The organism is Streptomyces sp. NPDC050509, assembly GCF_044457965.1.
Taxonomy (GTDB): domain Bacteria; phylum Actinomycetota; class Actinomycetes; order Streptomycetales; family Streptomycetaceae; genus Streptomyces.
Map to the genome: position 1 here is coordinate 435,149 of NZ_JBITHL010000009.1, position 23,025 is coordinate 458,173.

Genomic DNA, 23,025 nt, shown 5'->3' on the forward strand with positions numbered 1-23,025 from the left:
TCCCTGGCGGGGGTTCGTGCCCTAGGCCCTGTCTGACAAATCCCGCCTGGCTCGCGACGCCTGGCACGCACACTCGCTGCGTTGTCGGAGTCGCCCGAGTACGTCCAGTACACAGGCGATCCTCCGCCTTGCGATTGCACGCACCAGACGCCGCGAGCCCCGCCCTCCGGGCGGACGGCGCTATTTGTCAGACAGGGCCTTGCGGGCGGTGGTGGCTGGGGCCGGGATCGAACCGGCGACCTATCGCTTTTCAGGCGATCGCTCGTACCAACTGAGCTACCCAGCCACGCAGCCTCGCGGCTGCAAGCGGTCCTGACGGGATTTGAACCCGCGGCCTCCACCTTGACAGGGTGGCGAGCACTCCAAACTGCTCCACAGGACCAAGCAATGTGCGAGCACCAGTCTCGCACACAGTGTCGCGTGCCCCCAACGGGATGCGAACCCGACATCGTTACCGAGCCGGCCTGCGGAGATCCGCGAGAGCCACAGTGATCGCCTACGGCGCCGGGATTCCGTCGAAGATCGAACGAGCTGGTCGACCGGCGGATACCGGACGAGCCGGACGTTGGGCTCACTGACCTGGTGTTCGATCTCCCGCACCCGGTGGCGTCTCGTCGTTGGTGATACCGGGGGGTTTCCCGCGCTTGATGGCGGCGTCGACCGCCGCGCCGATACGGCGCAGGGCAGCGAGCTCGTGCGGTTCGAGCTCGTCCATCAGATACTCGCGGACCGCGGCGACATGCCCTGGCGCCGCGGCCACGACCTCCTCGAATCCGGCCTCGGTCAGCGTCGTGTTGGTGCGCCTTCCGGCGCCGGGGACCCGGGCCCGCGCGAGCAGCCCACGCTTCTCCAGCCGGCCGACGACATGGGACAGCCGTGAGAGCGACGCCGCGGTCCGCGCCGCGAGATCGCTCATCCGGAGGGTGCGATTCGGCTCTTCCGACAGGACCGAGAGCACCATGTACTCGAAGAAGGTCAGCCGGGTCTCGCGCTGCATCCGTGCGTCCAGGGCGGCCGGCAAGCTGATCATGATCGCGGAGTTGGCCAGCCATGCCGCCCGCTCCTCGCTGCTCAGCCATCGCGTCGCGGCAGCGGGGCCGGTGGGCTCCGCCGCGCCAGGCCCAGCTGCGACAGGCGCGGCCCCGCCTGCTGTCTCATCCCCTGCCCGACTGCGGCGGCGCCCCTTGTCTCCCGCTGCGGTGTCTGCCATGCGGCCAACCCTAACAGCAGTTGTTGACGCTTCAAGTCCAGTGCTGTAGATGTTGACGCGTCAAGTTCGCGTGGGGCCTGCGGCAGGTAATCGATCCGCAGACCGGTGCGCGGACCGGTGTATCGACCCTGGAAAGGACCATGGAATGCAGGTCACGTCGCTGGGCGGGCTGGAGGTCTCGCGCATCGGGCTCGGGGCGATGGGCATGTCGGCGTACTACACGGGCGCAGGACGTGAGGAGGCCGAGTCGGTCCGTACGATCCACCGCGCTCTGGACCTCGGCGTCACGCACCTGGACACCGCTGAGGTGTACGGGCCCTACGTGAACGAGGAACTCGTGGGTCGCGCGATCAAGGGCCGCCGGGACGGGGTCGTACTCGCCACCAAGTTCGGCCTTGTCTCCCACACCGGCCGACCGGGTCCGGACGGCACGCCCGCCAACATCAGGGCCGCCGTCGAGGGCTCGCTGCGGCGGCTCGGCACCGACCGCATCGATCTCTACTACCAGCACCGGATCGACCCCGGCACCCCCGTCGAGGAGACGGTGGGAGCGCTGAGCGCGTTGGTGGCGGCGGGCAAGGTGCGCCACATCGGCCTGTCGGAGGCGTCCGCGGCAACGATCCGCCGGGCCCATGCCGTTCATCCGGTGTCCGCCGTCCAGACCGAGTACTCGCTGTGGACGCGCGACCTGGAAGCGGACGTGCTGCCCACACTGCGCGAGCTCGGGATCGGGCTGGTCCCGTACTCGCCGCTCGGACACGGCTTCCTCACCGGGGGCATCCGCTCGCTCGACGGTCTGGACGCCGGCGACTGGCGGCGGACCAATCCCCGTTTCACCGGGGACAACCTCACGCGCAATCTGCGGATCGTCGACCAGGTGGGCGAGATCGCCGTCGACGCGGGAGCGACGCCCGCCCAGGTCGCTCTGGCCTGGCTGCTCGCACAAGGAGAAGGCATCGCGCCCATTCCGGGAACGAGGCGTGTCGACCGGCTGGAGGAGAACATCGCCGCGGACGGTCTCCGGCTCACCGCCGACCACCTGGCCCGGCTGGCGGATCTGACGCCGGCGTCCGGCGCTCGCCACGCGGAGCCCGACATGGCCGCGATCGACCGCTAGGAAGGACGCGGGGCGAGGAATTCCCCGCACGCGATCCACCGGTTGAGCCGTTCCACGCTGCGACCAGGGGTGACCGCGGGGCCGGGCGCGTCGAGCCCCCCCTCCACGACTCAGTGACGACCGGCGCGGCACGGATGGGCCGTACCGCGATCGAAGACGAACGAACGGATCTGGACATCATGCGGAACAACGTGATTCGTGTCGGCATCATCGGAGCCGATACGAAAGCGAGCTGGGCGGGGGCGTCCCACATACCCGCACTCGCGGCGCAGCCGCGGTTCCACCTGGCGGCGGTGGCGACCCGGCACGAAGACAGCGCACGTCGCGCCGGCGAGGCATTCGGTGCCGAGCGGTGGTTCGCGGACCCCTACGAGCTCATCGGCGACCCTTCGATCGACCTCGTGACCGTCGCGGTGAAGGTCCCGGCTCACCGCGAGCTCGTGCTCGCCGCCTTGGCCGCGAACAAGGCCGTGTACTCGGAGTCCCCGCTGGGCACGACCGTGGCGGAGGCGGAGGAGATGGCCGACGCGGCCGGTTCGCTGCACACCGCGATCGGTTTGCAGGGCCGGCTCAATCCGTCGGTACGCCGCGCGGCGGAGATCATCGCGCAGGGGCGGCTCGGGCGGCTGCTCTCGGCGCGGGTCACCGCGACAACCTTCGGGAACGGCCCTGAGTCGGTGAGCGGCTACGAGTATTTCGACAAGGCCGCGGCGGGCGCCGGCTTCCTGACGATCGCGGCGGGCCACGTACTGGACGTGATCGAGGCGGTTCTCGGCGACATTACCGAGATCGACGCGCGCACGGAACTCCTCTGGCCCGAGGTCAAGCTGGTCGACACCGGCGCGACGACCGTCCGGGAGGTGCCGGACCACCTCGACGCCATTGTGAAGACCTCTTCGGGCGCCCCGGTGGGAGTGCAGATCCTGGCGGGCGTTCCCGTGCCGGACGCCCGTTTCGGCATGCGGGTCCGTGGATCGGACGGCTGGCTGGAGCTGACCGGCAGCCACCCGGCGGGCGTACAGGTCGGCGACCTCGTACTGTCGTCGAGCGTCGACTTCACCCCACCGGACCGCCCCGTGGCCACGGGCACCGGCCCGACCTCCGCCGAGATCTGGACGGGCGCGTCCATCAACGTGGGCGAGGTGTACGCCGGCCTCGCCCGCGACATCGCGAGCGGCACCCTCCACACCCCAGGCTTCGGACACGCCGCCCACAACAGCCGCCTGGTCGCCCGAGTCGCCCGAGCCGCGCGGACCGGCACCCGCCAGTGACCCTCTCCGGAGGCGGAGTGGGCCACGCCGACCACCTCGTCGTTCGACCGCGACCAGAGACGGTCCGCCACGGGCGCCGCGTCGTCGGGGCGCAGCGTCGTTGGACAGCTTCTGACCTCGCGTCAGGGGCCGGTTCCGGGCTGCCTTGTAGCCGGTGATCGCAGCCGGGTCGGCGTCGGGATCACTGTCGTCGAGGCCGACGAATCCCAGGTCTGCGATGGCCCCGAGTCCGGCCGCCCGCAGCTTGGCGGTGAGCTGGTCGTGGCGGCAGGCGGTGATCTCCGAGGTGCGTCCGGCCGGGCAGCCGAGACCCAGAGCGGTCGGCCCCGGTCGTTGTCGGTGAGCGCGATCACGAGCAGGCCATGGCACTTGTGCTTGCCGGAGTAGTTCTTCCGGTTCTCCTTCCCGGTCCTGCGCCGGGTGCGGATCAGCGTGCCGTCCAGCGGTACGACTCCGCCGCCCTTTCGGGTGATCTTCTTCAGGGCGCGGTCCAGGTGTGGGGCGCGGGCGGCCAACAGGCCGACGACTTCCCTCACCTACCGGGTCACGTTGGTGCGGTGTATCCGGTTGCCGCCGGCCAGGTCGCCAGGTCGGCGGGCCGCTGGTCACAGCGCAGCACCGCCGGCACGATGCCCGCGATCTTTCCCGCGGGCAGCGCCCGCCACCGCGAGCCGATCTTCTTCAAGTGGCCGCGCAGCCGGTCGGCGAGATAGTTCAAGGTGGGGCTCGACAGCGGCAGGCGGGCGGTGTGGACAAGGCCGTCAGGGCCCTCGGCGACGTGGTTGTTTTTCTTCACACCAAACTCAACTCCCTTTGGGAGCGAGCCGGTTACGCCCCGTGGACACCCGCTGCGGCACCGCCAGTACTGCAGTCGCGTTTATGGCGTGTGTCCGCGTCGCTGGTAGTGGTGTCGGCGGGCGGTGTGCTGGTGTCTTCGTCGCCGGCGTGAGCGGCGCGGCTGAGCACCGGACGCCTCCTTCAGCTTCCGTTCGCGGCCGAGCGCGGTGGCTGCCGTGCCTGATTCCGGAACTGTGCGGGCGATGAGCCGACCACGCGGCGGAACGCGGTGCTGAACGCGCTCTCCGACAGGTAGCCCGTGGCCCGTGCGAGCTCGGAGATCGACAGAGTGTCGCGGGCGAGGGCGTCGCGCGCGAGGCTCATGCGCCATTGGATCAGGTACTCCAACGGCGGGACCCCGACATGGCTCTTGAAGGCATGGGCGAACGCGGAACGCGACATGTGGCTGATCTCGGCGAGCTCCGTGAGGCTCCAGGAGTGGGCCACGTCCGCGTGCACGGCACGCAGGGCGGCACCGATGCCGTCCTCGTTCAGGGCGCCCAGCCAGCCGGTGGGCCGGTCTGTCTGGCCGGCGTGAGCACGCAGCATGTGCACGAGCAGGATCTGTGCGAGGTGGTTCTGCACCAGCGGGCCGCCCGCGGCGGCGATCCCGACCTCCGTGGCCAGGAGATCGATCAGCTGCGCGAGCCGCCTGCCATGAGGATCGGCCACGCGGACGATCACGAGCGAAGGCAGAAGATCGGTCAGGAGGGCCGCGTTCCTGTCGTCGAACGCGATGTGCCCGACGCAGAGGTAGAGGTCCTCCTCGAACTCCGGGCCGATCCGCACGAACCCGTCTTCGGCACCCGCCCACACCGGCTCCGCAGGGCGCGGGCTTGCGCCGAGCGTGCTGGCCAGCACGTAAGGCGGCGGGTTGCCCAGCATGAAGGTGTCACCCTCCCGCAGGAGCACCGGCTCGTGCCCTTCGAGGATCAACCAGCACGTGCCGCGTACGAGGCCCCCGACCCGCACGTGCAAGAACGTGTCGAAGCGCAGAGCCCACTCTCCCGCGGCCCGGAGATTGGGCCCGATCACCGTGCGGGGCCGGAGCAGGCCGATCGCGTCAGCCACTGGATCCTGAAATCCGAGCACCGACGGCACCTCCTGGACGATACGTAAAGAATTCCAGACTCTGCATCATGGATGGTATCCCCGATCTCTCGGAGTATCGATGTTGAACGGATCGGCGTCGAGAGAGTGATGGAGACACCCACATGGGACAGCTGGAAGGCAAGACGTCGGTGGTCACCGGAGGCAGCACCGGTATCGGTCTGGCCACCGCCGTACGGCTGGCGGACGAGGGCGCGTACGTGTTCGTCACCGGCCGACGCGAGTCCGAGCTGGAGGCCGCCGTCAAGACCATCGGAGCGGACCGGGCCACCGCGGTCGTCGGCGACATCTCGAAGCCGGAGGACCTGGACCGGCTCTACGAGGCGGTCCGGGCACGAGGCAAGGGTTTGGACGTGCTCGTGGCGAACGCGGCGGTCGGTGCGTTCGTGACGCTGGAACAGACCACCGAGGAGCACTTCGACCAGACCTTCGCGGTCAACGTCCGAGGCACGCTGTTCACCGTGCGGAAGGCGTTGCCGCTGCTCAACGACGGAGCCTCCATCGTCCTGATCGGTTCGACGGCCGGCGACCGTGGAGTGGAGGCGTTCGGCGCGTACGCGGCGTCGAAGGCGGCCGTCCGGTCCTTCGCGCGGACGTGGTCCAACGAGCTCAAGGGCCGTGGCATCCGGGTCAACGTGGTCTCGCCGGCATGGATCGAGACTCCCGGGGGCACCGCCGCTTTCGGCGACGAGGAGACCGCCCTGGCCGTCAAGGAGAATGTCGCCGCGACCGTGCCCAAGGGCCGCATGGGGCAGCCTGAGGAGGCCGCCGCAGTCGTGGCCTTCCTGGCCTCGGAGCAGAGCAGCTACGTCGTCGGCGCGAACATCTACGTCGACGGTGGCACCAACCAGATCTGAGCAGGCACCATACGGTGGGTGGCATCTGAAGCGTTCCAGGTTCCATGCCGCTACTACGAGGAGCGTGCGGTGAACCGCCCGTCGCCTCGCTTGCGCAGCCGGCCGCGGTCGGCGAGCTTGGTCATCCTCGCGCGCAGCGGTTCCAGCTTGCCGCGCACAGCCACCTGAAGGCCCAGTTCCTCGCCCACCACTCTTACCTGGACGGGGCCGTCGGCGGCCCGCACGATCGCCAGGATCCTGCGGTAGTCAGCCGGCAGCGCGGCCTCGTCGGGATTCTCGCTGCGATGCGGGATCAGCAGGACCGCCCGCCCCGCCACCCGGGCGGGAGTCGGGACGCCGGTCGCGGCGGCCTCCGCCGCGGCCCGGCCCTGCTCGGCAAGCCGGTTCAGGACCCGCTCGGCGATCAGCATGAATATCCCGCCCGCCCCGCACACCAGACCCGTGACCTGCGAACTTCACGTTGCACCGACCTCACTGGGAGCCCTGCGACTCACACCGGGGGCGCCCGGCGCTCAGACGGGTCCCCCCGGACACCCTCATCCGTGGAATGTCGACCGCTGCGGCACCCCACAGAAGTTCCAGGGCCTCGCCGATCCGCTCGGCGGTCCTGCCGACGACCATCCGTCCGGTCCGCCGCGTGCAGCTCCGCCGACTGTCTCGATCACAGACCGGCGAAGGACGGATATCGCAGACGCTCTTGGCGCCTCAAGTGGTTGTCCGCAGAACCTGTTCCAGCCAATTCCAGAGGGCGCGTTCGCGGTCGGTGTCGTAGGACTCGGTGGATGACGCCGTGGCCTTCTCCCGGTGGATGTAGGCACCGGTCGCGGCAGGGGTGACACCGAGGATGGCTTTGGCGAACTTCCTTCCTGCGGGTACCGGGGTATCCACGAGGGGTGTGACCGTGAGCAGCGGGATGACTTTACCCATCAGGAAGGGGAAGGCTCCCCCCGTTTCGCGCGCAAGCCCGGTTCCGACCACGAGGCTGGGGTTGTAAGAGACGATGTCGATGCCATCGGGCAATCGTCGGGCCCATTCGTGGACCAGGTGAATGCCCCCGAGTTTGCTCGTCACGTAAGCACGACGGCCGGCTCGGACATTCCCTGAACGGTCGAATGCTCCGGGTCGGGAGATCTCCGGAATGGCCCAACGCGGTGCGGGCATGGTCCCTCCGGTATGCCGCACATCACCGAAGTGCGCGTCGCTGACCGTGACGACGATGCGTGCCGGCGCCTGAACATGGGGGTGTAGTTGCCTGAGTAGCTGGTGGGTGGACATGACGTTCACGGCGAAGGTCCTCTCGTATCCGTCGACCGTGGTCTGCAACGCGTTGGAGAGGTGGACACCCGCGTTGAAGACGAGTCCCCGCAGCGGAGGCAACTCGCCGGAATCAAGAAGGTCTTCGAGCCGTGCGCCGGCAGCGGCGACGCTCGCCCTGCTCGACAGATCGATCTCGACGGTCGAGACGTGCGGAGAGATTTCCCGCAGGCTCGGCAGCACCTCGGCGGCAGAGGAGCCTCGCCCAAGAACCACGAGGTGGGTATCGGGGCTGCGTCCGAGGATGTCCCGCGCGGCTTCCAGGCCGATCCCCCGAGTGGCCCCGGTCATGATCAGGGTTCGGTTCGCTGCGGTCATGTGTCGGCCTCCTGGGCGAGATCGTGCGCGTGCTGGTGTGCGGCGACGTATGCGTTCTCCGCCGCCATCGACACTGACGGAGTGTTCGACGATCAGGGAGACTTCGTCGAGCCTGGTATCCGGAGGGCCACGCACCCGGCCTGGCGCCCACCACTGGTGAGGGACAATGAAGTCATGGTGGTAGACGAGCGGTCAGGTCTGGGCGCGTATCTACGCCACCATCGCTCGGAAATGACACCCCGAGACCGACCCGGGGCGTCCCCTCTGTCTCACAGGCGTGTGCCGGGCCTGCGACGCCAGGAGCTCGCCGACATCGCGGGCATCTCGGTCGAGTACTACACCCGTCTCGAACAGGGGCGCGCGTCCCGCCCTTCGCGGGAGATCCTCACCGCACTGGCGCGGGCCTTCCGGCTCTCGAACGCCGAGCGGGATCACTTGTTCCGACTCGCCGACGAGAGACCTCCGCAGCCGCGAGCACCAGCCGCGGAAATCCGACCGGGGCTCCAGCAACTGCTCAACAGCCTGGACGACACCATGCCGGTCACCATTCACGACGGCCGGCTCGACATGCTGGCGTTCAACGTTGCCGCGGCGGATCTGCTGGGGCCCGTCTTCGACGACGGACCTTACGGCCACAACATCGTCCACCAGGCCTTCACGTCGGCGGGACTCCGCGAGGTGCTCGGGAACGAGGGAGCAGAGCAACTGTCCCGAGTGTCCGCCGCCGAACTTCGCAAAGCACTCGGTCTCTACCCGGAAGACGAGCATCTTCGTTCTCTGTTTCGCGAGCTGTCGACGAGCAGTCCCGAGTTCAGCCGCCACTGGGACCGAGGAGAGATCGGAACATGGAGGTCCGCGATGAAGCGCGTCAACCATCCGACGAGAGGTCTCCTCGCGTTCGACAGCGAGATGCTGCACGACCCCGAGAACGACCACTGGGTCATGCTCTTCACCCCCGTCGCGGCATGATCTCTCGACGAGATGCGGGCACGGCTGTGCCGGTGGCAACAGGCAGACCCGCGGCAAGGCAGTCGGCGGGACCCACCGGTGTCAGTCCGACCGAGGGACGGCGATCGTCGCCGCAGACCCAGAACGACCTGATCGACGACGAGCTGTGCGGGTGAGGACCATCTGACGCGCGAGAACCAACCGTGTGAGAACAGCAGGCTGCGACGGCACCCGCTTCGGAGCCGTCACAGCCTTTCCCGCCCGTAACGGGTCCGGCGCGCCGTCGGCGCCGTGATCCGAGGCCGGGCCCGGCAGTACGCCGGGCCCGGCCTTTCGTCGTCCCCTGTATCCGCTCTTCGCCCGCGACCGGCTCCATCAGGCGGCAAAGCCACGGCGTACGGGCGGTGGCCCGAGTCCCGGGGTAGTGCCTGCGGTACTGGGAGATGGGCAGCACACAGGTTGGTGACGGACCCTGTGCACACGGAAATCCGTAGGCATGACGCGACGCAAGGCAGTAATCATGCCCTCGGTCCTCCTCTCCCTGTCGAGGAGAAAGGCTTCCGGACCTTCAGCCTGGCCCCCCCTGGAGCAGCGGCGTGCGGATCGACGAGTAGGTGGTGCAGGGCAAGGGCAACCTCCAGGACATCGCCCGTGAGGAGTTCCAGGGTTCCTACCGGATCTGGAACAACCAGGACTGCATCGACCTCATCAGATGGATGCGGGACTACAACCTCCACCACCCCGGCGACCCGGTCCGTTTCATGGGCAACGACATGGGCTACGCCGGCCCGGAACTGTACGCACGGGTCATCGACTGCGTATCCCACGAGTACCCGCAACTGCTGGAGCAGGCGACCGAGTTGTACCGCGGTCTGGCCCCGACAACCGACGCCGGCACCATCGCCGAGGAGTACTCCAAGCTGCCGCTCGCCGAACGCCAGGAGCGGGCGGAGCGGACGGTCCGGTTCGCCACGCGTTGTGGCGGCCGGGGCCATTGCGGCGGCTGCGGTACGTGGCGGCATTCACGGCCGCGACCCCGTGCCCGGCGTGATCCGGCACGGGGCACCGTGCCGGACCGAAGCCTTTCCGCCGAGATTCGCCGCCCCAGGCCACGCAATGCAATAAGGCCCCGATCCGAAGATCGGGGCCTTAGCTGTGGCTGGGGCCGGGATCGAACCGGCGACCTATCGCTTTTCAGGCGATCGCTCGTACCAACTGAGCTACCCAGCCACGAAGTTCACGAGGAACTTCAGCGGTCCTGACGGGATTTGAACCCGCGGCCTCCACCTTGACAGGGTGGCGAGCACTCCAAACTGCTCCACAGGACCTCGCGCATCGCGCACCCGGCTAAGGAGTGCGTCATGCTGGGGGTTGGTTCTGGCGCTGGCGCCTGAACCGATTGCTGACTATACCCGACGGAGACCGACGGGATGAAATGGGTATTTTGCCCGCTTCATCTGTATTGCGCTGCTCGCCGTGCGTTCGTCTGCGTGGAACGGCTCACCCGCCACTTGGCCGTTCACCCGCCCCCTTCGAGGGGGCGCGGGAAGGCCCACGGCCGGTTGTGCGGCCAGGGAAATGGAACGCTGCTGACGTTATGGACACAAAGAGTCCCCCTGACCGGCGTTTCCGCTGGTCAGGGGGACTACGAGTGTGGTGCCCCCAACGGGATTCGAACCCGACATCTTTACCTTGCTGACCTGCGGAGATCCGCGAGAGCCCGGTAACGACCCCTGTTTGCGTCCCGCTGGGTCTAGCTCGATCCTTCTCGATCCTGCCCCCGTGCTGACATGTCAGCACGGGGCGGCAAGCCTGAGGGCTATTGCAACCGGCAGATGATCGACGCGGTCCGCTACCTCGTCGACAACGGCCAATGCCGTTGTTTGAGAGGTGCAAGTAGTTCCTCTCCCCAGCACGGTGACCGCCGGGGTGCTGGTTCGTTGATCCAGACCTGCTGCCGGAGCGCCGGCCTTCGCCGGATCAGGCCGGATCGTCTGGTCAGGGCCGTTGCCCGGCCGCCTCCTGGCGCATCCTTGTGGCGAGGGCCAGGAAGACCGAAAGATTCTGGACCATCTCTACGGGGAGCCTGGCCCACGGCTTTCCGTCACCATGCCGATGGATCTCCAGCCAGCCTTGTTTCACCGTGACCCGGTCGACCTCGCGCCAGCCGAGCCGGTGGTCGAGGTACCCGACACCGGCGGGATCGAGATGGGCCCCGAAGAAGTCGACCCGTTCGCCCGCCTTCAGCCGGTCCCTGTCCTGCGGCAGCCGAACGCGCGTGAATGTCTTTTCCAGTTCGTCGATGAACCGTGCGACCCCCTTGTACGCGTCGGTCACCGTGATCTCGGCGCCCTCACGGGGACGCACCCAGAGTTCGTGTGTGGTGACGCTGGTGATCCCGTTCGTCACTTTGGTGCTGCTCCGCCGAACGCCGTCGATCTCGTCCCATGAGTACGCCTCCGGCACGTGCCCGGCGACCTCCCGGACGATGCCGTGCTCGTAGTGACCTACCCAGACCTGCGCCTGCCGTCTCGTGAGCGCGAGGAAGAGGAAATACCCGGCTACGGCGACCATGGCGGTCCCCAAGATGAGCAGCGGCAGCCCGTAGTACCAGGCGCCGTAGCTTCGCTGGCCCTCCACCGCGGCCGAAATCCCCAGCCAGAGCACCGGCAGTCCGACCAGTGTCGGCAGCAGCACCACGATCCACGGGAAGCGCTTGGGCTCGGTCCACACCAGCCCCTGGCGCGACCCGAGTTCGAAGTCCCGCGCGACTCTGCGCATGGCGGGCGGAACAGGAGTGGAACCACGATCCGACACAAGCCCCCCAAGGCCAGACAGCGGAGGGCCATTGTCGGGGAGAGGAGCCCGTATGGGAAGAGCGCCCCGGCCCGGCGCATCGGTTATGCGGACCGTCCCGCGCCCTCGGGCCGGGACGGTCCCCCGCTCTCGTTGCCGCCCCGGCCCCACGACGTCCCGCTGCGCTCGCTCGGCAGAACAGACGCCCGCGCCGGCCACCACGGTCTGGGCCTGCCCCTGCACACGGGCTGGGGCACGCACTACGGCAACATCCCGGCTCTCATCCTCACCCCGGACTGGTCCAAGGTCCCGTACCACCCGCCTGCGGAAGACCTCATCCGTGCCGCTCGTCAGCTGCCCCACCGCTGAGAGTGGTAGCCCATTGCGAGCAGCACAAGACCCCGGGCCTCGAATGGCCCGGGGCCCGGCGGGAAAGTCCGCGGGCATGGACCGCCACTTGATGCCGTTGTCGCAAGGCCATTGCTTGAGCTACCGAAGTATCGCGGGCGTAAGGGGGATGACCTTCTCTGGAACCCGTCGCGGAACCTGTCAAATCTGGTGAGACACGTCAGGCTGCGTGCGGCTTACCGTTCACCGGGCGGGATCGACTCGCAGGTCTCCGGTTGTGTGCGGCACAACGCGAAGCTCGCCCTTGCTGACATGACAATCGCAAGCACGAGCCCGGCAAGGAGGAATACATAGAGGATCCGCCATGGCTGGGCCATCCGGTTGGGGCCACGCATCAGCCTCATGCCAAGGAGCAGCACAAGTAACAAGGCGAACAGAAGCAGCGTCACCAGGAGATCCAGCACAGTGTCACTCTATGACCGCATCGGCCGTCTCCGACAGCCCTCGTTCGCCAACTCTGGCTCTGGCGAAACGTGTTACCGCCGATATTCCACGGATGGCGCGAGCCGGGTTTGGCACAGGAGAGAGCTGGCAGCGGTACCTCCAAGTGCACTTGTTCCAGCACCGGGCCCCTACTCACGCCCGCCGACCGGCACGGCTCGACGGAACCTGTCAAATCTGGTGAGGCACGTCAGGCTGAGTGTTCTTCTTGGTGCTCTTCCTCCGGGGTTCGTTGGTCCAGGCTGCTTTGGGCGGGTGAGGTGGGATTGAGGGCTGTCGGAACCGGCTGGTGTTGGTGGTGCAGGCGTTGGCCAGTACTGCGGCCCGCCCGGCGATTCGTCGCCGAGGGTGCGCTGGCCTTCATTACCGGCCGCCGTCAGGCCCGGATCGACGCGGCGGCCGCGGAGCTCGGGTCGCAGGCCGTCGGGGCGCGGGATACCGCCGGCGGCGATGGCACGGCCCACGGCGCGCTCGTTCTCGTACGCCGCGGCGGTGTCGAGGAGGCGGTAGCCGGCTTCGAGCGCGGCCTCGACTGCCTGCTGGGTCCGGTCGTCCGCGATCGGGAAGACACCGAAGCCCAGGAGCGGCATCCGGACGCCGTTGTTGAGGGTGACTTGGGGGATCTGCGCGCTCACGGAGGGCCTTTCCCTTTCCGGTCGGCTGGATGGGTGGGGCGGCGATGGTCAGCGGTGCTTGATGCCGGTCTGGGCGGCGGGAGCGAGGGTCGGTTCGGTGACGGGGACGTCGCCGAGCGCCCGGTCGACGGCGGCCAGCAGGTCGTCGGACAGCCTGACGCCGGAGGCGGCGGCGTTGGCGTGGACCTGTTCGGGGCGGGAGGCGCCGGTGATGGCGGAGGCGACCTCTGTGCGGCGCAGGACCCAGGCGAGTGCCAGGGTGGGCATGCTCAGCCCGGCCTGTTCAGCGATCGGAACGAGGTGCTGGACCGCTTCGAGGGTGGCGTCGCTGTAGACCAGGTTCTTCGAGACCGCCATGTCGGCGGAGGCGAAGCGGCTTCCCTCGGGGACGGGCCGGCCGGGCTTGTACTTGCCGGTGAGGACGCCCTGGGCGAGTGGGGACCAGACGATCTGGGAGATGCCGTTGGCTGCGGACAGGCCGAAGACCTCGGCCTCGGGGGCCTGCCACAGCATGGAGTACTGCGGCTGGGAGGAGACGAACAGCTCGGGTCCGGCGATGTCGATGCCGGCCTGGATCTGTTCGGGCGTCCACTCGCTGAAGCCGAGGTAGCGGGCCTTGCCCTGCTCGACGACCTTCTGGAACGCCTCGATGGTTTCCTCGATCGGTACGGACGGGTCGAAGCGGTGCGCCTGGTACAGGTCGACGTGATCGGTCCTGAGGCGCGTGAGGGAGGCGTCGATCTGCTTGGCGATCTGCGCCGGGGACAGGCCCTGGTCGGCCGGGTCGTCCGACATCGGGCCCCAGACCTTGGTGGCCAGGATGTAGGAGTCACGGGGGTGGGCGGAGAGGATCTCGCCCCAGGCCGTCTCTGCGGCGCCTTGTCCGTAGACGTTGGCCGTGTCGAAGAAGTTGATGCCCGCGTCGAAGGCCGCTTCCGTGCAGGCGCGGGTGGCGTCCGCCTCGATGCCGCCGGAGTAGGTGAGCCAGGATCCGAGCGAGATCTCCGAGACCTGCAGGTCCGAGCTGCCGAGTGTGCGATAGCGCATGGTGTGTTCCTTGCGTCGATGGGGAGTGACGGGGAGAGCCGGGACTGTTTCCCGGCCCGGGGTCAGTTCCGCGCCGTTACTCCCGCCTTGCGGTGCGAGGCGGCCAGCAGGCCGAGCGGCACCAGGGCCGCCAGGGCGAAGACGAAACCGGCCAGCGACGGGCCCCGCAGGCCAAGTCCGGAGGTCAGGGCGATGCCGCCGGCCCAGGTACCCGTGGCGATGCCGATCTGGAACGCGGACGTGGCCAGGGCCATGGGCAGGGAGCGGCCCGCTCCGGCGATGTGGACGACCTCGCCGACCACGACGGGGTTGCAGGCGAAGCCGGCCATGCCGAGCAGCACGACCAGGACCACGGCTACGACGCTGTTGGCCGCCCACAGGGTGAGGGCACCCAGGATCGCGGCCGTGAGTGCGGTGGCCGGGATCAGCGTGGTGTAGGGGCGGCGGTCGCCGAGGCGCCCACCGACCGTGGTGCCGGCCAGCGCGCCGACGCCGAAGCCGAGCATCGCCAGCGGCACCACGGCCGTCGCGAGACCGGCCCGCTCGGTCAGCAGCGGGGCGACGTAGCTGTAGGCGCCCATGATGCCTGCCTGGATGAGCGCGGTGGCCAGGTAGACCAGCCACAGGCGCGGGTGCTTGAGCGCGGCCGTCTCGGCGCGCAGGGAGGTGTCGGCGCGTGTGGTGTCGGCGGGCACCCGGCGGGTCACCACCACGGAGGCGGCCAGGGCGAAGGCGGCGAGCATCCAGAAGGGGGTCTGCCAGCCGCCCAGCTGGCCGGCCGCCGTACCGAGCGGGACGCCGACGATGTTGGCGAGGGTGATGCCGCCGACCATCACGCCCGTGGCACGGGTGCTGGCGGCCGGTCCCGCCGCGGCGGTCGCCACCACCGCGCCCACGGCCCAGAAGGTGCCGTTGCCCAGCGCGGAAGCGACCCTGCCGACGATCGCGAGCCCCAGGCTGGAGCTGAGCGCGCTGACGACGTGACCCGCGGCGAAGACCAGCAGCGCGGCAACCAGGGCCGAGCGACGCGGCAGGCGCCGGGTCGCTATGGACATCACGGGCGCGCCGATCAGCATGCCGATGGCGAAGACGGTGATCAGCATCCCGGCGCTGGAGATGCTGACACCGAGGGTGGTGGAGATCTGCGGCAGCAGGCCGGAGACGACGAACTCGCTGGTGCCCATGATGAAGGCGATGCCGCCGAGCAGCCACACCACCGGCGGCAGCTTCACCTTTCCGGTGGCGGCGGGGGTGCCGCCCTCGTGCTCGGGCGCCGCGCCGGCCGGGTGGCCTGGCTGGGTGGTGAGGGAAGGGGACGCGGTGGAAGTCACCGAAGGTCCTTTCGATCAGGCGGCGCGCGCCGCTGCCGCCGGAGAGCGACCGGGGGAGGCGGACGTGCCGTGGGGTTGTACGGGCGGGGGTGTTCACACCCCGCTGAGATCTACGGAACCAGCTGCGGCCTGCGACAAACAGTCACGCTCGTTGGGGGTAACGGCAGGGACCCCCAACGCGCCGGGCCCCGTGTGGGGGCACATCGCGAAGCGCAGGCAGGACTCGACCGCCGCCGGCAGACGGCGACGGTCGCACGGGCGGAGGAGGACGCGGCTCGCCCTGTGGCGCGGGCCTGGTGTCAGCGCTCGGAGCCGGCCTGCTCGGCGGCCGTTTCCTGGTCCTGGGTGGCAGCCCAGCTGGCCAGGAGCTTCAGGGCATCAGCGGCCGGTGTACCCGGATCGGCGCTGTAAACGGTGATGGACAGACCGTCGTCACCGGGCAGGTCCAAGGTCTCGTGGACCAGTTCCATCTCGCCCACCGCCGGGTGCAGGAACCGCTTCGTCCCCTTGGTGAAGACGTGCACGCCATGGGCGCCCCACATGGCGCGGAAGGTGTCACTGCGGGTGGACAGCTCACCGATCAGGTTGGACAGTTCGCGGTCGTAGGGGTTCTTTGCGGCCTCGACCCGCAGCACTCCCACGCCTTCGCGGGCCACCCGTTCCCAGTCGGGGTAGAGGCGGGTGGCCCGCGGGTCGAGGAAGACGAACCGGCAGGTGTTGACCGGCCCGGTCTCGAACAGCTCGCAGTGCAGGGCCCGGGCGAGCGGATTGGCGGCCAGGATGTCCATACGGTTGTTGCGCACATACGTGGGCTGGTCGTGCAGGCCCTCGACGATGCGCAGCACGCTGGGCCGCACGGTCGCCTTCTTCGGCCGACGCCGGCCCCGGGCCGGGCCGGTGCCGGCCGCCCGCGCCAGCGCGTACAAGTGGTCCCGTTCGGTGTCGTCCAGGCGCAGGGCCTGAGCGAGGGCGTCCAGGATGCTGTCGGAGGCCCCGGCGAGGTTGCCACGCTCCAGCCGTGTGTAGTACTCGACGCTCATCCCGGCGAGCATCGCGACCTCACCGCGACGCAATCCCGGCACCCGCCGCTGCCCGTACACGGGCAGGCCCGCCTGCTCCGGGGTGATCCTGGCCCGGCGCGATTTCAGGAACGCGCTGACTTCTTCCCGGTGGTCCATGCGACCAGCGTAGGGAGGCGTCGCCGAAGGTGGGGGACCCTGCCGTTACCCCCCACAGCAGAGACTCCCCCGCCCCTTCTCGCCGCGTTCGGATGGATCGCCCCGGACTTCCGGAGGCGGGGCCACCTCCAGCCAGACGACACGAAGGGACAGGAAAACACCATGGAGAGGGAAACACGTACGGCAGGTCTGCCTCGGCAGACGGCCGGGCCCGGAGCCGGCGGGGCCGTCGTCGGCGGCGGCTGACGTTATAGACACAAAGAGTCCCCCTGACCGGCGTTTCCGCTGGTCAGGGGGACCATAAGTGTGGTGCCCCCAACGGGATTCGAACCCGTGCTACCGCCTTGAAAGGGCGGCGTCCTGGGCCACTAGACGATGAGGGCTAAGGGCCCGCCTGGGCGCTTTGCAGCGCGTCGGGGACGTCCGCAGCATATGCGATGCGAGGAGCTATCGCCAAAACGGTTTACGGGACCTGGGACCGGCCCGGCCGGGGCGTTCCCGTGAGTGGTCAGGGCTCGGGCACGGGGAGCCCCGGTGAGGGCCGTGCGGGGGAGCCGGGGGCCGGGTCCGAAGGGGGCGCGGGGGACGCGGGGGATGTGGGGGAGTTGCGGGACGCGGTGCCCGAGGGATCCGTCCCGGGCTCCGCGTCGGGATCCGTACCGGCGTCGGAACCGGAGTCGGTACCGGGCTCCGCACTCGGCTCCGTACCCGGCTCCGCGCCGGGTTTGCCCGCCTCCTCCGGGAGATGGCGGCTGACCTCCGCCGTCGTCAGCCCGAGACCGCCCAGCGTGATCTCGTCCCACGCCTGGAGCCGCTTGGTCGTCCGGTCCAGGTAGAGCACGGAGGCGCGGACCTTCTCCGGCTTCTGGTTCTGGAGCGCGCGCAGCCCGCCGCCGCCCGTGGAGCCCTCGATCTTCAGCCGGGTGCCGTACGGCAGCACCTCGGTCTTGCGCTGGTGCACATGGCCCGCCAGGACCAGCGGCACCACACCGTCCGTCTGCCGCGCGGCCAGCGGGTCGTGCGTGACCGCGATGTCCACCGGCGTGCCGGCCCGCTCCTGGTCGCGCAGGGCCGACGCGAGCTGGATGCCCGCCATGCGTTCCGCCGGGTCGCCGGGGGCCTTCCTGGAGCGGTCAGGGGTGAACTGCGGGTCGCCCGTGCCCGCGATCCGCACCCCGCCGACGGACACGGCCCGGCCGTCGTCCAGGACGTGCACGTTCCGCATGCGCTCCATGTACTCCTGGGTGACGTCCGAGTCGTGGTTGCCGCGTACCCAGACATAGGGGACACCGAGGTCGGCGATCGGGTCGAGGAAGGTGTTCTCGGCGGAGGCGCCGTGGTCCATCGTGTCGCCCGAGTCGACGATGACGTCGATCCCGTACTGCTCCACGAGCGAGCCGATGATGTGCCAGGACGCCGGGTTGAGATGGATGTCGGAGACGTGCAGGACGCGGAGGGTGGCCGGGTCGGGCTGGAAGGTGGGGAGCGTGGAGGTGGCGTCGTACAGCTTGGTCACATTGGTGACCAGCCGGGCCAGCTCCTTCTGGTAGACGTCGAAGTCGGTGACGATCGAGCGGGCGTTGCCGACGACCTGGGGCGCGGAGGAGAGCAGCCCGGAGAACTTCGGCTCCAGCACCGACTGGGGGTTCCAGGTGGCGTACGCGCCGACGGCGGAGGCGCCCAGCAGCGTGAACGCGAGGCCGCCGGCGGCGAGCGCGCGGCGCGGGCGGCGGTAGACGGCCAGCCCGAGGGCGGTCGCCCCGGACACGACGGCGACGACGGAGCGTACGGCCAGCTCCGTGGTGCCGGACTTGACGTCGCGGCTGATCTCGCTCTGTAGCCCCGAGAGCCGCTCGGGGTGCTCCACGAGGGCCGTGGAGCGGACGGGGTCGAGCTGGTCGACGTCCACGTCCAGCCGTACGGGCCCGGTGTGCGTGGCCAGCTCCAGCGCGCCCAGCGGCGAGACATTGATCTTCGTGCCGCCGGTGACGGACGGGCGGAGCGTCATCCGGGTGTCCATCGGGCCGACCGGTGTCCGTACGCTCCCGACGATCAGCAGCCCGAGCCAGGCGCCGAGCAGGACGACGGCGGTCAGGCCGAGCGCGCGGGTGACGGGGTGCGCGGGGTGGACCTGGACGAGGGTGCTGGTGGGGGCGGTGCGGCGGGCGCGGAGATGACCCATGACGGCGGCGAGCCGGGTGCGGAGGGCACGGAAGGGGAAGCGCGGGACATCACGGGCCATTGGGCGCGTATGCCCGGAGCGGTGGTCCGCCATGCCTGGCCGCCGCCAACAGGAGTAGTCGGCGTACGGGGCGGGGCGGGGCCCGTACGGGTGAGGGCGGGGGCGCGGTCATGGGCACGGGTGCGGGCCGCGCCAGGTCTCCGGCGGCCGGCCGTCAGTCCCCCGGCCGTCGGTCCTCCCCGGCGGCCGTCAGCCCCAGCCGAGTTCGTGCAGCCGGTCGTCGTCGATGCCGAAGTGGTGGGCGATCTCGTGGACGACGGTCACGGAGACCTCGTGGACGACGTCCTCCGGGCTCTCGCAGTACCGCAGGGTGGGCCCCATGTAGATGGAGATGCGGTCGGGCAGGACGCCGGCGTACCACTCGCCCCGGTCGGTGAGCGGCGTCCCCTCGTACAGCCCGAGGAGTTCGGGGTCGGAGGGGTCCGGCTCGTCCTCGACGAAGACGGCGACGTTGTCCATGACCCTGGTCAGCTCCGGGGGGATCTGGTCGAGGGCCTGGCTCACCAGTTCTTCGAAGGTCTCGCGTGTCATCTCCAGCACAGGGCCATTGTCCGGCAGATCCGTCCCCCGGCAAGATCGTCGGCTGCTCCGTACGACCCGGGCGTGTCCCCGGCGGTGAAAAGGGAGTTGGGCAGGGCGAACCGTCCCCGCCGTCGGCGGGAGCCCCGTCGCCACGCCCCGGAGGTGCCGCTCGTGCGCCAGTTGTCCGCCCCTGGCCGTCTCGCCGTCTGGATCGTCACGTCCGTGGCGGCCCTGACCTCCACGGGCTGTATGAGCGTCGGCGACGACGCGGGGAGCCCGGCCCCCTCGCGCCCGGCGGACCGTACCGGCGCCGCCGCCGAACCCGACGGCGGTACGGGAGCCGCGGCCGGAGTCGGCGGTTCCGACGCCTGGCCGGGCCATACGGAGAAGAGCGTCAGCGGTGCGGCGCACGCCGAGGCGGGCGGCGACGCGGGCCCCGACGGCAAGGGCGGGACCGGGGACGGGGCCACGGAGGCGGAGGCGGGCAAGGGGGCGTCGCCGGAGGCCGGTTCGTCCGACGCGCCGTCGCCCAGGCCGTCCACGGGCACCCGGCCGCAGCCGGGGCACGGGAAGCCGACCGCGCCGGGGAACGAGCCCGTACCGACCAAGGAGCCCACCCGCTCCGCTCCGCCGACCGGCCAGCCGCCCACGCCGACCCCCGAGCCGGTGGACCCGGACCCCGAGCCGGAGCCGACGAAGCCGCAGGAGCCGCCGTCGGCCTCGCCGGCGGCGGACATGCGGAGGGGCGCGATGGCGCTGGGGGACGGGGCGGGGATGCTGAAGGAGCCGACGGCCTCCGCGCAGCCAGGACCGGTGTGACGCGCGTCTCTTTCCGGGCTTCCCCGTGGTGGGAGCGGGGGGCTCGGTTTGCCTAAGTGGGGGACGGGTGCGTATGGTAGTAGATCGTTTGATCATTGCCCGGCGCCGACACAGAAGAGCGCCGCGTGGCGCGTACTCTCCCTTGCCGTGGCTGACCGCATTGAGGCGGTCGATTTGCGAATCTCACGGAGTTTGGGCGCGTGCCGAGACTCCGGAAGGTTTCGCATTTCGCATGTCCATTTCCAGTACTGACCACACCGTCATGCCCGAGAACGCCGAGGCCGTAGAGGCCGTTGTGACCGCCGATGTGGCGGAGATCACCGAGGCTCCCGAGGCTCCCGAGGCTGCTGAGACGGTCGAGGCCACCCAGGCCCCCGAGGCCGCTGAATCCCCCGAGACGGCCGAGGCCGACGCGACGACCGAGGCGACCGAAGCCGACGAGGCGTCAAAGGTCGCCCCCGGCCTCACCTTCGGCGACCTGGGCCTGCCCGACGGCATCGTCCGCAAGCTCGCGCAGAACGGCGTCACCGCCCCCTTCCCGATCCAGGCCGCGACCATCCCGGACGCCCTGGCCGGCAAGGACATCCTGGGCCGCGGCCGTACCGGCTCCGGCAAGACCCTCTCCTTCGGTCTGCCGCTGCTCGCCACGCTGGCGGGCGGCCACACCGAGAAGAAGAAGCCCCGCGGCGTCATCCTCACCCCGACCCGCGAGCTGGCGATGCAGGTCGCGGACGCGCTCCAGCCGTACGGCGACGTGCTCGGCCTGAAGATGAAGGTCGTCTGCGGCGGTACGTCGATGAGCAACCAGATCTACGCCCTGGAGCGCGGTGTCGACGTCCTCGTCGCCACCCCGGGCCGGCTGCGTGACCTGATCAACCGCCGCGCCTGCTCGCTGGACCAGATCCAGATCGCGATCCTCGACGAGGCCGACCAGATGTCGGACCTGGGCTTCATGCCCGAGGTCACCGAGCTGCTCGACCTGGTGCCGGCCGGCGGCCAGCGCATGCTCTTCTCCGCCACGATGGAGAACGAGATCAGCTCGCTGGTCAAGCGCTACCTGACCGACCCGGTCAGCCACGAGGTCGACAGCGCCCAGGGCAACGTCACGACGATGACGCACCACGTGCTCGTCGTGAAGCCCAAGGACAAGGCCCCGGTCACCGCGGCGATCGCCGCCCGCAAGGGCCGCACGATCATCTTCGTACGGACACAGCTCGGCGCGGACCGGATCGCCGAGCAGCTCCGCGACTCGGGCGTGAAGGCCGACGCGCTGCACGGCGGCATGACGCAGGGCGCGCGGACGCGGACGCTGGCCGACTTCAAGGAAGGCCTCGTCAACGCCCTCGTCGCCACCGACGTCGCCGCCCGCGGTATCCACGTGGACGGCATCGACCTGGTGCTCAACGTGGACCCGGCCGGGGACCACAAGGACTACCTGCACCGCTCGGGCCGTACGGCGCGCGCCGGCAAGTCCGGTGTCGTCGTCTCGCTGGCGCTGCCGCACCAGCGCCGCCAGATCTTCCGGCTGATGGAGGACGCGGGCGTCGACGCCTCGCGCCACATGGTCGGCGGCGCCGGCGCGTTCGACCCGGAGGTCGCCGAGATCACCGGCGCCCGTTCGCTCACCGAGGTCCAGGCGGACTCCGCGAACAACGCGGCCAAGCAGGCCGAGCGCGAGGCCGCCGACCTGACCAAGCAGTTGGAGCGCGCCCAGCGCCGCGCCACCGAGCTGCGCGAGGAGGCCGGCCGACTGGTCGCCCGCGCCGCGCGCGAGCGGGGCGAGGACCCGGAGGCCGCGGTCGCCGCGGTGACGGCCGAGGCCGAGCGCGCGGTCGAGGAGGCCGCCAAGGCCGCCTCCGTACCGCAGCAGGCGGCGCCGCGCGACGACCGCGGCAACTTCGGCCGCAGGGACGACCGGGGCGAGCGCAGCGGCCGGGGCGGCGCGCGCGGTTACACGCCGCGCGACGACCGCGGCGGCGACCGTGGCGACCGCGGTGGCTTCCAGCGCCGTGACGACCGTCCGGCGGGCGGCGGCTTCCGCCGCGACGACCGCAAGGACGACCGGGGCGGCGACCGTGGCGGTTTCCAGCGCCGCGACGACCGTCGTGACGACCGCGGCGGCTTCAACCGCGAGCGCGGCGGCGAGCAGCGCGGCGGCGAGCAGCGGGGCGGCTTCAACCGTGACCGTGGCGCGGACCGCCGTGACGACCGTGGCGGCGAGCGCCGTGACGACCGCGGCGCCCGTCCCTTCGAGCGCCGTGACCACCGGGGCGGCAGCGACCGTCCGTTCAACCGCGACCGCCGCGACGACCGCCCCTCGGGCGGCTTCCGCACCGGCGGCCACGACCGCCCGGCCACCCGCCGCGACGACCACCGTGGCGGCACGACGGGCACCGGCACCGGCTCCTTCGGCCGCCGCGACGACAAGCCCCGCTGGAAGCGCAACGGCTGACCGCCACCGCTCCTGACCCCTCACCAGGGCCCGCGCCCCACCCCCAGGGTGGCCGGCACGGGCCCTGGCCCGTTCTCCAACCGGCGCCCCACCCCTCTCCGCGCCGTGCGACATCCCCGCAGGGGGGATACCGGATCGGCGTACGCCCCCGGGCGGGCTATGCTCGTGTGTG

At 70.1% G+C, this 23,025-nt stretch carries 19 protein-coding genes, 5 tRNA genes and 2 pseudogenes; 8 read left to right on the top strand and 18 right to left on the bottom strand.

Translation table 11 applies throughout. From position 1 onward, the window contains the following. Positions 1-209: 209 nt before the first annotated feature. The 3 genes from ACIBJC_RS26970 to ACIBJC_RS26980 form a co-directional block, all read right to left on the bottom strand. Positions 210-286, bottom strand: a tRNA-Phe gene (locus ACIBJC_RS26970). 21 nt (positions 287-307) lie between these two features. After that, positions 308-382: transfer RNA gene (locus ACIBJC_RS26975), tRNA-Asp, on the bottom strand. A gap of 189 nt (positions 383-571) precedes the next feature. Next, complete coding sequence (locus tag ACIBJC_RS26980; protein WP_399296678.1) at positions 572-1,030, bottom strand: MarR family winged helix-turn-helix transcriptional regulator; 459 nt, start codon at positions 1,028-1,030, stop codon at positions 572-574. Positions 1,031-1,355: 325 nt separating this feature from the next. Here ACIBJC_RS26980 and ACIBJC_RS26985 point away from each other — a divergent pair, with 325 nt between their 5' ends. Together ACIBJC_RS26985 and ACIBJC_RS26990 are read left to right on the top strand one after the other, a co-directional pair. Then, a complete protein-coding gene (locus tag ACIBJC_RS26985) occupies positions 1,356-2,327 on the top strand; it encodes an aldo/keto reductase (protein ID WP_399296681.1) in 972 nt (323 codons plus the stop codon). Positions 2,328-2,506: 179 nt separating this feature from the next. Continuing rightward, complete coding sequence (locus tag ACIBJC_RS26990) at positions 2,507-3,598, top strand: Gfo/Idh/MocA family protein (RefSeq protein ID WP_399296684.1); 1,092 nt, start codon at positions 2,507-2,509, stop codon at positions 3,596-3,598. 544 nt (positions 3,599-4,142) lie between these two features. Here the strand turns inward: ACIBJC_RS26990 and ACIBJC_RS26995 are convergent. Both ACIBJC_RS26995 and ACIBJC_RS27000 read right to left on the bottom strand, forming a co-directional pair. Continuing rightward, positions 4,143-4,394, bottom strand: coding sequence for a hypothetical protein (locus tag ACIBJC_RS26995; protein ID WP_399296686.1), 252 nt, complete (start codon positions 4,392-4,394; stop codon positions 4,143-4,145). Between the two features lie 182 nt (positions 4,395-4,576). Continuing rightward, a complete protein-coding gene (locus tag ACIBJC_RS27000; RefSeq protein ID WP_399296688.1) occupies positions 4,577-5,536 on the bottom strand; it encodes an AraC family transcriptional regulator in 960 nt (319 codons plus the stop codon). A gap of 113 nt (positions 5,537-5,649) precedes the next feature. Here ACIBJC_RS27000 and ACIBJC_RS27005 point away from each other — a divergent pair, with 113 nt between their 5' ends. Beyond that, positions 5,650-6,402 carry an SDR family NAD(P)-dependent oxidoreductase gene (locus ACIBJC_RS27005; RefSeq protein WP_399296690.1) on the top strand — a complete coding sequence of 251 codons (753 nt, stop codon included), beginning with the start codon at positions 5,650-5,652 and terminating at the stop codon, positions 6,400-6,402. 53 nt (positions 6,403-6,455) lie between these two features. On the opposite strand, the gene ACIBJC_RS27010 is transcribed toward ACIBJC_RS27005, so the two are convergent. Continuing rightward, positions 6,456-6,812 (bottom strand): hypothetical protein, encoded by a 357-nt coding sequence (locus ACIBJC_RS27010; protein ID WP_399296693.1) that lies wholly within the window; start codon positions 6,810-6,812, stop codon positions 6,456-6,458. Positions 6,813-7,107: 295 nt separating this feature from the next. Beyond that, the gene (locus ACIBJC_RS27015) at positions 7,108-8,034 is read right to left on the bottom strand and encodes an SDR family NAD(P)-dependent oxidoreductase (RefSeq protein ID WP_399296695.1); all 927 of its coding nucleotides are present in this window, start codon (positions 8,032-8,034) and stop codon (positions 7,108-7,110) included. A gap of 174 nt (positions 8,035-8,208) precedes the next feature. On the opposite strand from ACIBJC_RS27015, the gene ACIBJC_RS27020 reads away from it, so the two are divergent. Together ACIBJC_RS27020 and ACIBJC_RS27025 are read left to right on the top strand one after the other, a co-directional pair. Then, complete coding sequence (locus ACIBJC_RS27020) at positions 8,209-9,003, top strand: helix-turn-helix domain-containing protein (RefSeq protein ID WP_399296818.1); 795 nt, start codon at positions 8,209-8,211, stop codon at positions 9,001-9,003. Positions 9,004-9,599: 596 nt separating this feature from the next. Then, positions 9,600-9,941 (top strand): annotated as a pseudogene (locus ACIBJC_RS27025) (erythromycin esterase family protein); the annotation flags it as partial. A gap of 197 nt (positions 9,942-10,138) precedes the next feature. On the opposite strand, the gene ACIBJC_RS27030 reads toward ACIBJC_RS27025, so the two are convergent. The 3 genes from ACIBJC_RS27030 to ACIBJC_RS27040 all read right to left on the bottom strand — a co-directional run bounded on the left by ACIBJC_RS27030 (position 10,139) and on the right by ACIBJC_RS27040 (position 11,763). Beyond that, positions 10,139-10,212, bottom strand: a tRNA-Phe gene (locus ACIBJC_RS27030). 23 nt (positions 10,213-10,235) lie between these two features. Continuing rightward, positions 10,236-10,310, bottom strand: a tRNA-Asp gene (locus ACIBJC_RS27035). A gap of 670 nt (positions 10,311-10,980) precedes the next feature. Continuing rightward, positions 10,981-11,763, bottom strand: a complete 783-nt coding sequence (locus ACIBJC_RS27040) for a DUF6585 family protein (RefSeq protein ID WP_399296697.1) — start codon at positions 11,761-11,763, stop codon at positions 10,981-10,983. Positions 11,764-11,931: 168 nt separating this feature from the next. Between ACIBJC_RS27040 and ACIBJC_RS27045 the strand changes: the two genes are divergently transcribed. Next, entirely contained in the window at positions 11,932-12,147 is a 216-nt protein-coding gene (locus ACIBJC_RS27045) for a hypothetical protein (protein WP_399296699.1), read from the top strand. Positions 12,148-12,362: 215 nt separating this feature from the next. Here the strand turns inward: ACIBJC_RS27045 and ACIBJC_RS27050 are convergent, their stop codons facing one another. The 8 genes and pseudogenes from ACIBJC_RS27050 to ACIBJC_RS27085 form a co-directional block, all read right to left on the bottom strand. Then, positions 12,363-12,590 carry a hypothetical protein gene (locus ACIBJC_RS27050; protein ID WP_399296701.1) on the bottom strand — a complete coding sequence of 76 codons (228 nt, stop codon included), beginning with the start codon at positions 12,588-12,590 and terminating at the stop codon, positions 12,363-12,365. 459 nt (positions 12,591-13,049) lie between these two features. Beyond that, a pseudogene (locus tag ACIBJC_RS27055) lies at positions 13,050-13,217 on the bottom strand (aldo/keto reductase); the annotation flags it as partial. A gap of 93 nt (positions 13,218-13,310) precedes the next feature. Beyond that, complete coding sequence (locus tag ACIBJC_RS27060) at positions 13,311-14,309, bottom strand: aldo/keto reductase family protein (protein ID WP_399296703.1); 999 nt, start codon at positions 14,307-14,309, stop codon at positions 13,311-13,313. Between the two features lie 62 nt (positions 14,310-14,371). After that, a complete protein-coding gene (locus ACIBJC_RS27065; RefSeq protein ID WP_399296705.1) occupies positions 14,372-15,640 on the bottom strand; it encodes an MFS transporter in 1,269 nt (422 codons plus the stop codon). A 299-nt stretch (positions 15,641-15,939) separates the two neighbouring features. Beyond that, positions 15,940-16,818, bottom strand: coding sequence for a helix-turn-helix transcriptional regulator (locus ACIBJC_RS27070; RefSeq protein ID WP_399296707.1), 879 nt, complete (start codon positions 16,816-16,818; stop codon positions 15,940-15,942). 307 nt (positions 16,819-17,125) lie between these two features. Then, positions 17,126-17,201, bottom strand: a tRNA-Glu gene (locus ACIBJC_RS27075). Between the two features lie 125 nt (positions 17,202-17,326). Beyond that, complete coding sequence (locus ACIBJC_RS27080; RefSeq protein ID WP_399296709.1) at positions 17,327-19,060, bottom strand: metallophosphoesterase; 1,734 nt, start codon at positions 19,058-19,060, stop codon at positions 17,327-17,329. A 189-nt stretch (positions 19,061-19,249) separates the two neighbouring features. Beyond that, on the bottom strand, positions 19,250-19,600 hold the full coding sequence (locus tag ACIBJC_RS27085; protein WP_329827578.1) for a metallopeptidase family protein: 351 nt from the start codon (positions 19,598-19,600) through the stop codon (positions 19,250-19,252). 153 nt (positions 19,601-19,753) lie between these two features. Here ACIBJC_RS27085 and ACIBJC_RS27090 point away from each other — a divergent pair, with 153 nt between their 5' ends. Continuing rightward, positions 19,754-20,401: a hypothetical protein gene (locus ACIBJC_RS27090; protein WP_399296711.1), complete on the top strand. Its 648-nt coding sequence runs from the start codon at positions 19,754-19,756 to the stop codon at positions 20,399-20,401. Positions 20,402-20,633: 232 nt separating this feature from the next. After that, entirely contained in the window at positions 20,634-22,853 is a 2,220-nt protein-coding gene (locus ACIBJC_RS27095) for a DEAD/DEAH box helicase (RefSeq protein ID WP_399296713.1), read from the top strand. Positions 22,854-23,025: the final 172 nt, after the last annotated feature.

What these genes read in the sequence shown, in the direction of transcription:
- ACIBJC_RS26980 (WP_399296678.1), bottom strand. Translation starts at nt 1,030, where the DNA reads ATGATCAGCTTGCCGGCCGCCCTGGACGCACGGATGCAGCGCGAGACC.
- ACIBJC_RS26985 (WP_399296681.1), top strand. Translation starts at nt 1,356, where the DNA reads ATGCAGGTCACGTCGCTGGGCGGGCTGGAGGTCTCGCGCATCGGGCTC.
- ACIBJC_RS26990 (WP_399296684.1), top strand. Translation starts at nt 2,507, where the DNA reads ATGCGGAACAACGTGATTCGTGTCGGCATCATCGGAGCCGATACGAAA.
- ACIBJC_RS27005 (WP_399296690.1), top strand. Translation starts at nt 5,650, where the DNA reads ATGGGACAGCTGGAAGGCAAGACGTCGGTGGTCACCGGAGGCAGCACC.
- ACIBJC_RS27010 (WP_399296693.1), bottom strand. Translation starts at nt 6,812, where the DNA reads ATGCTGATCGCCGAGCGGGTCCTGAACCGGCTTGCCGAGCAGGGCCGG.
- ACIBJC_RS27015 (WP_399296695.1), bottom strand. Translation starts at nt 8,034, where the DNA reads ATGACCGCAGCGAACCGAACCCTGATCATGACCGGGGCCACTCGGGGG.
- ACIBJC_RS27020 (WP_399296818.1), top strand. Translation starts at nt 8,209, where the DNA reads ATGGTGGTAGACGAGCGGTCAGGTCTGGGCGCGTATCTACGCCACCAT.
- ACIBJC_RS27040 (WP_399296697.1), bottom strand. Translation starts at nt 11,763, where the DNA reads ATGCGCAGAGTCGCGCGGGACTTCGAACTCGGGTCGCGCCAGGGGCTG.
- ACIBJC_RS27060 (WP_399296703.1), bottom strand. Translation starts at nt 14,309, where the DNA reads ATGCGCTATCGCACACTCGGCAGCTCGGACCTGCAGGTCTCGGAGATC.
- ACIBJC_RS27070 (WP_399296707.1), bottom strand. Translation starts at nt 16,818, where the DNA reads ATGGACCACCGGGAAGAAGTCAGCGCGTTCCTGAAATCGCGCCGGGCC.
- ACIBJC_RS27080 (WP_399296709.1), bottom strand. Translation starts at nt 19,060, where the DNA reads ATGGCCCGTGATGTCCCGCGCTTCCCCTTCCGTGCCCTCCGCACCCGG.
- ACIBJC_RS27095 (WP_399296713.1), top strand. Translation starts at nt 20,634, where the DNA reads ATGTCCATTTCCAGTACTGACCACACCGTCATGCCCGAGAACGCCGAG.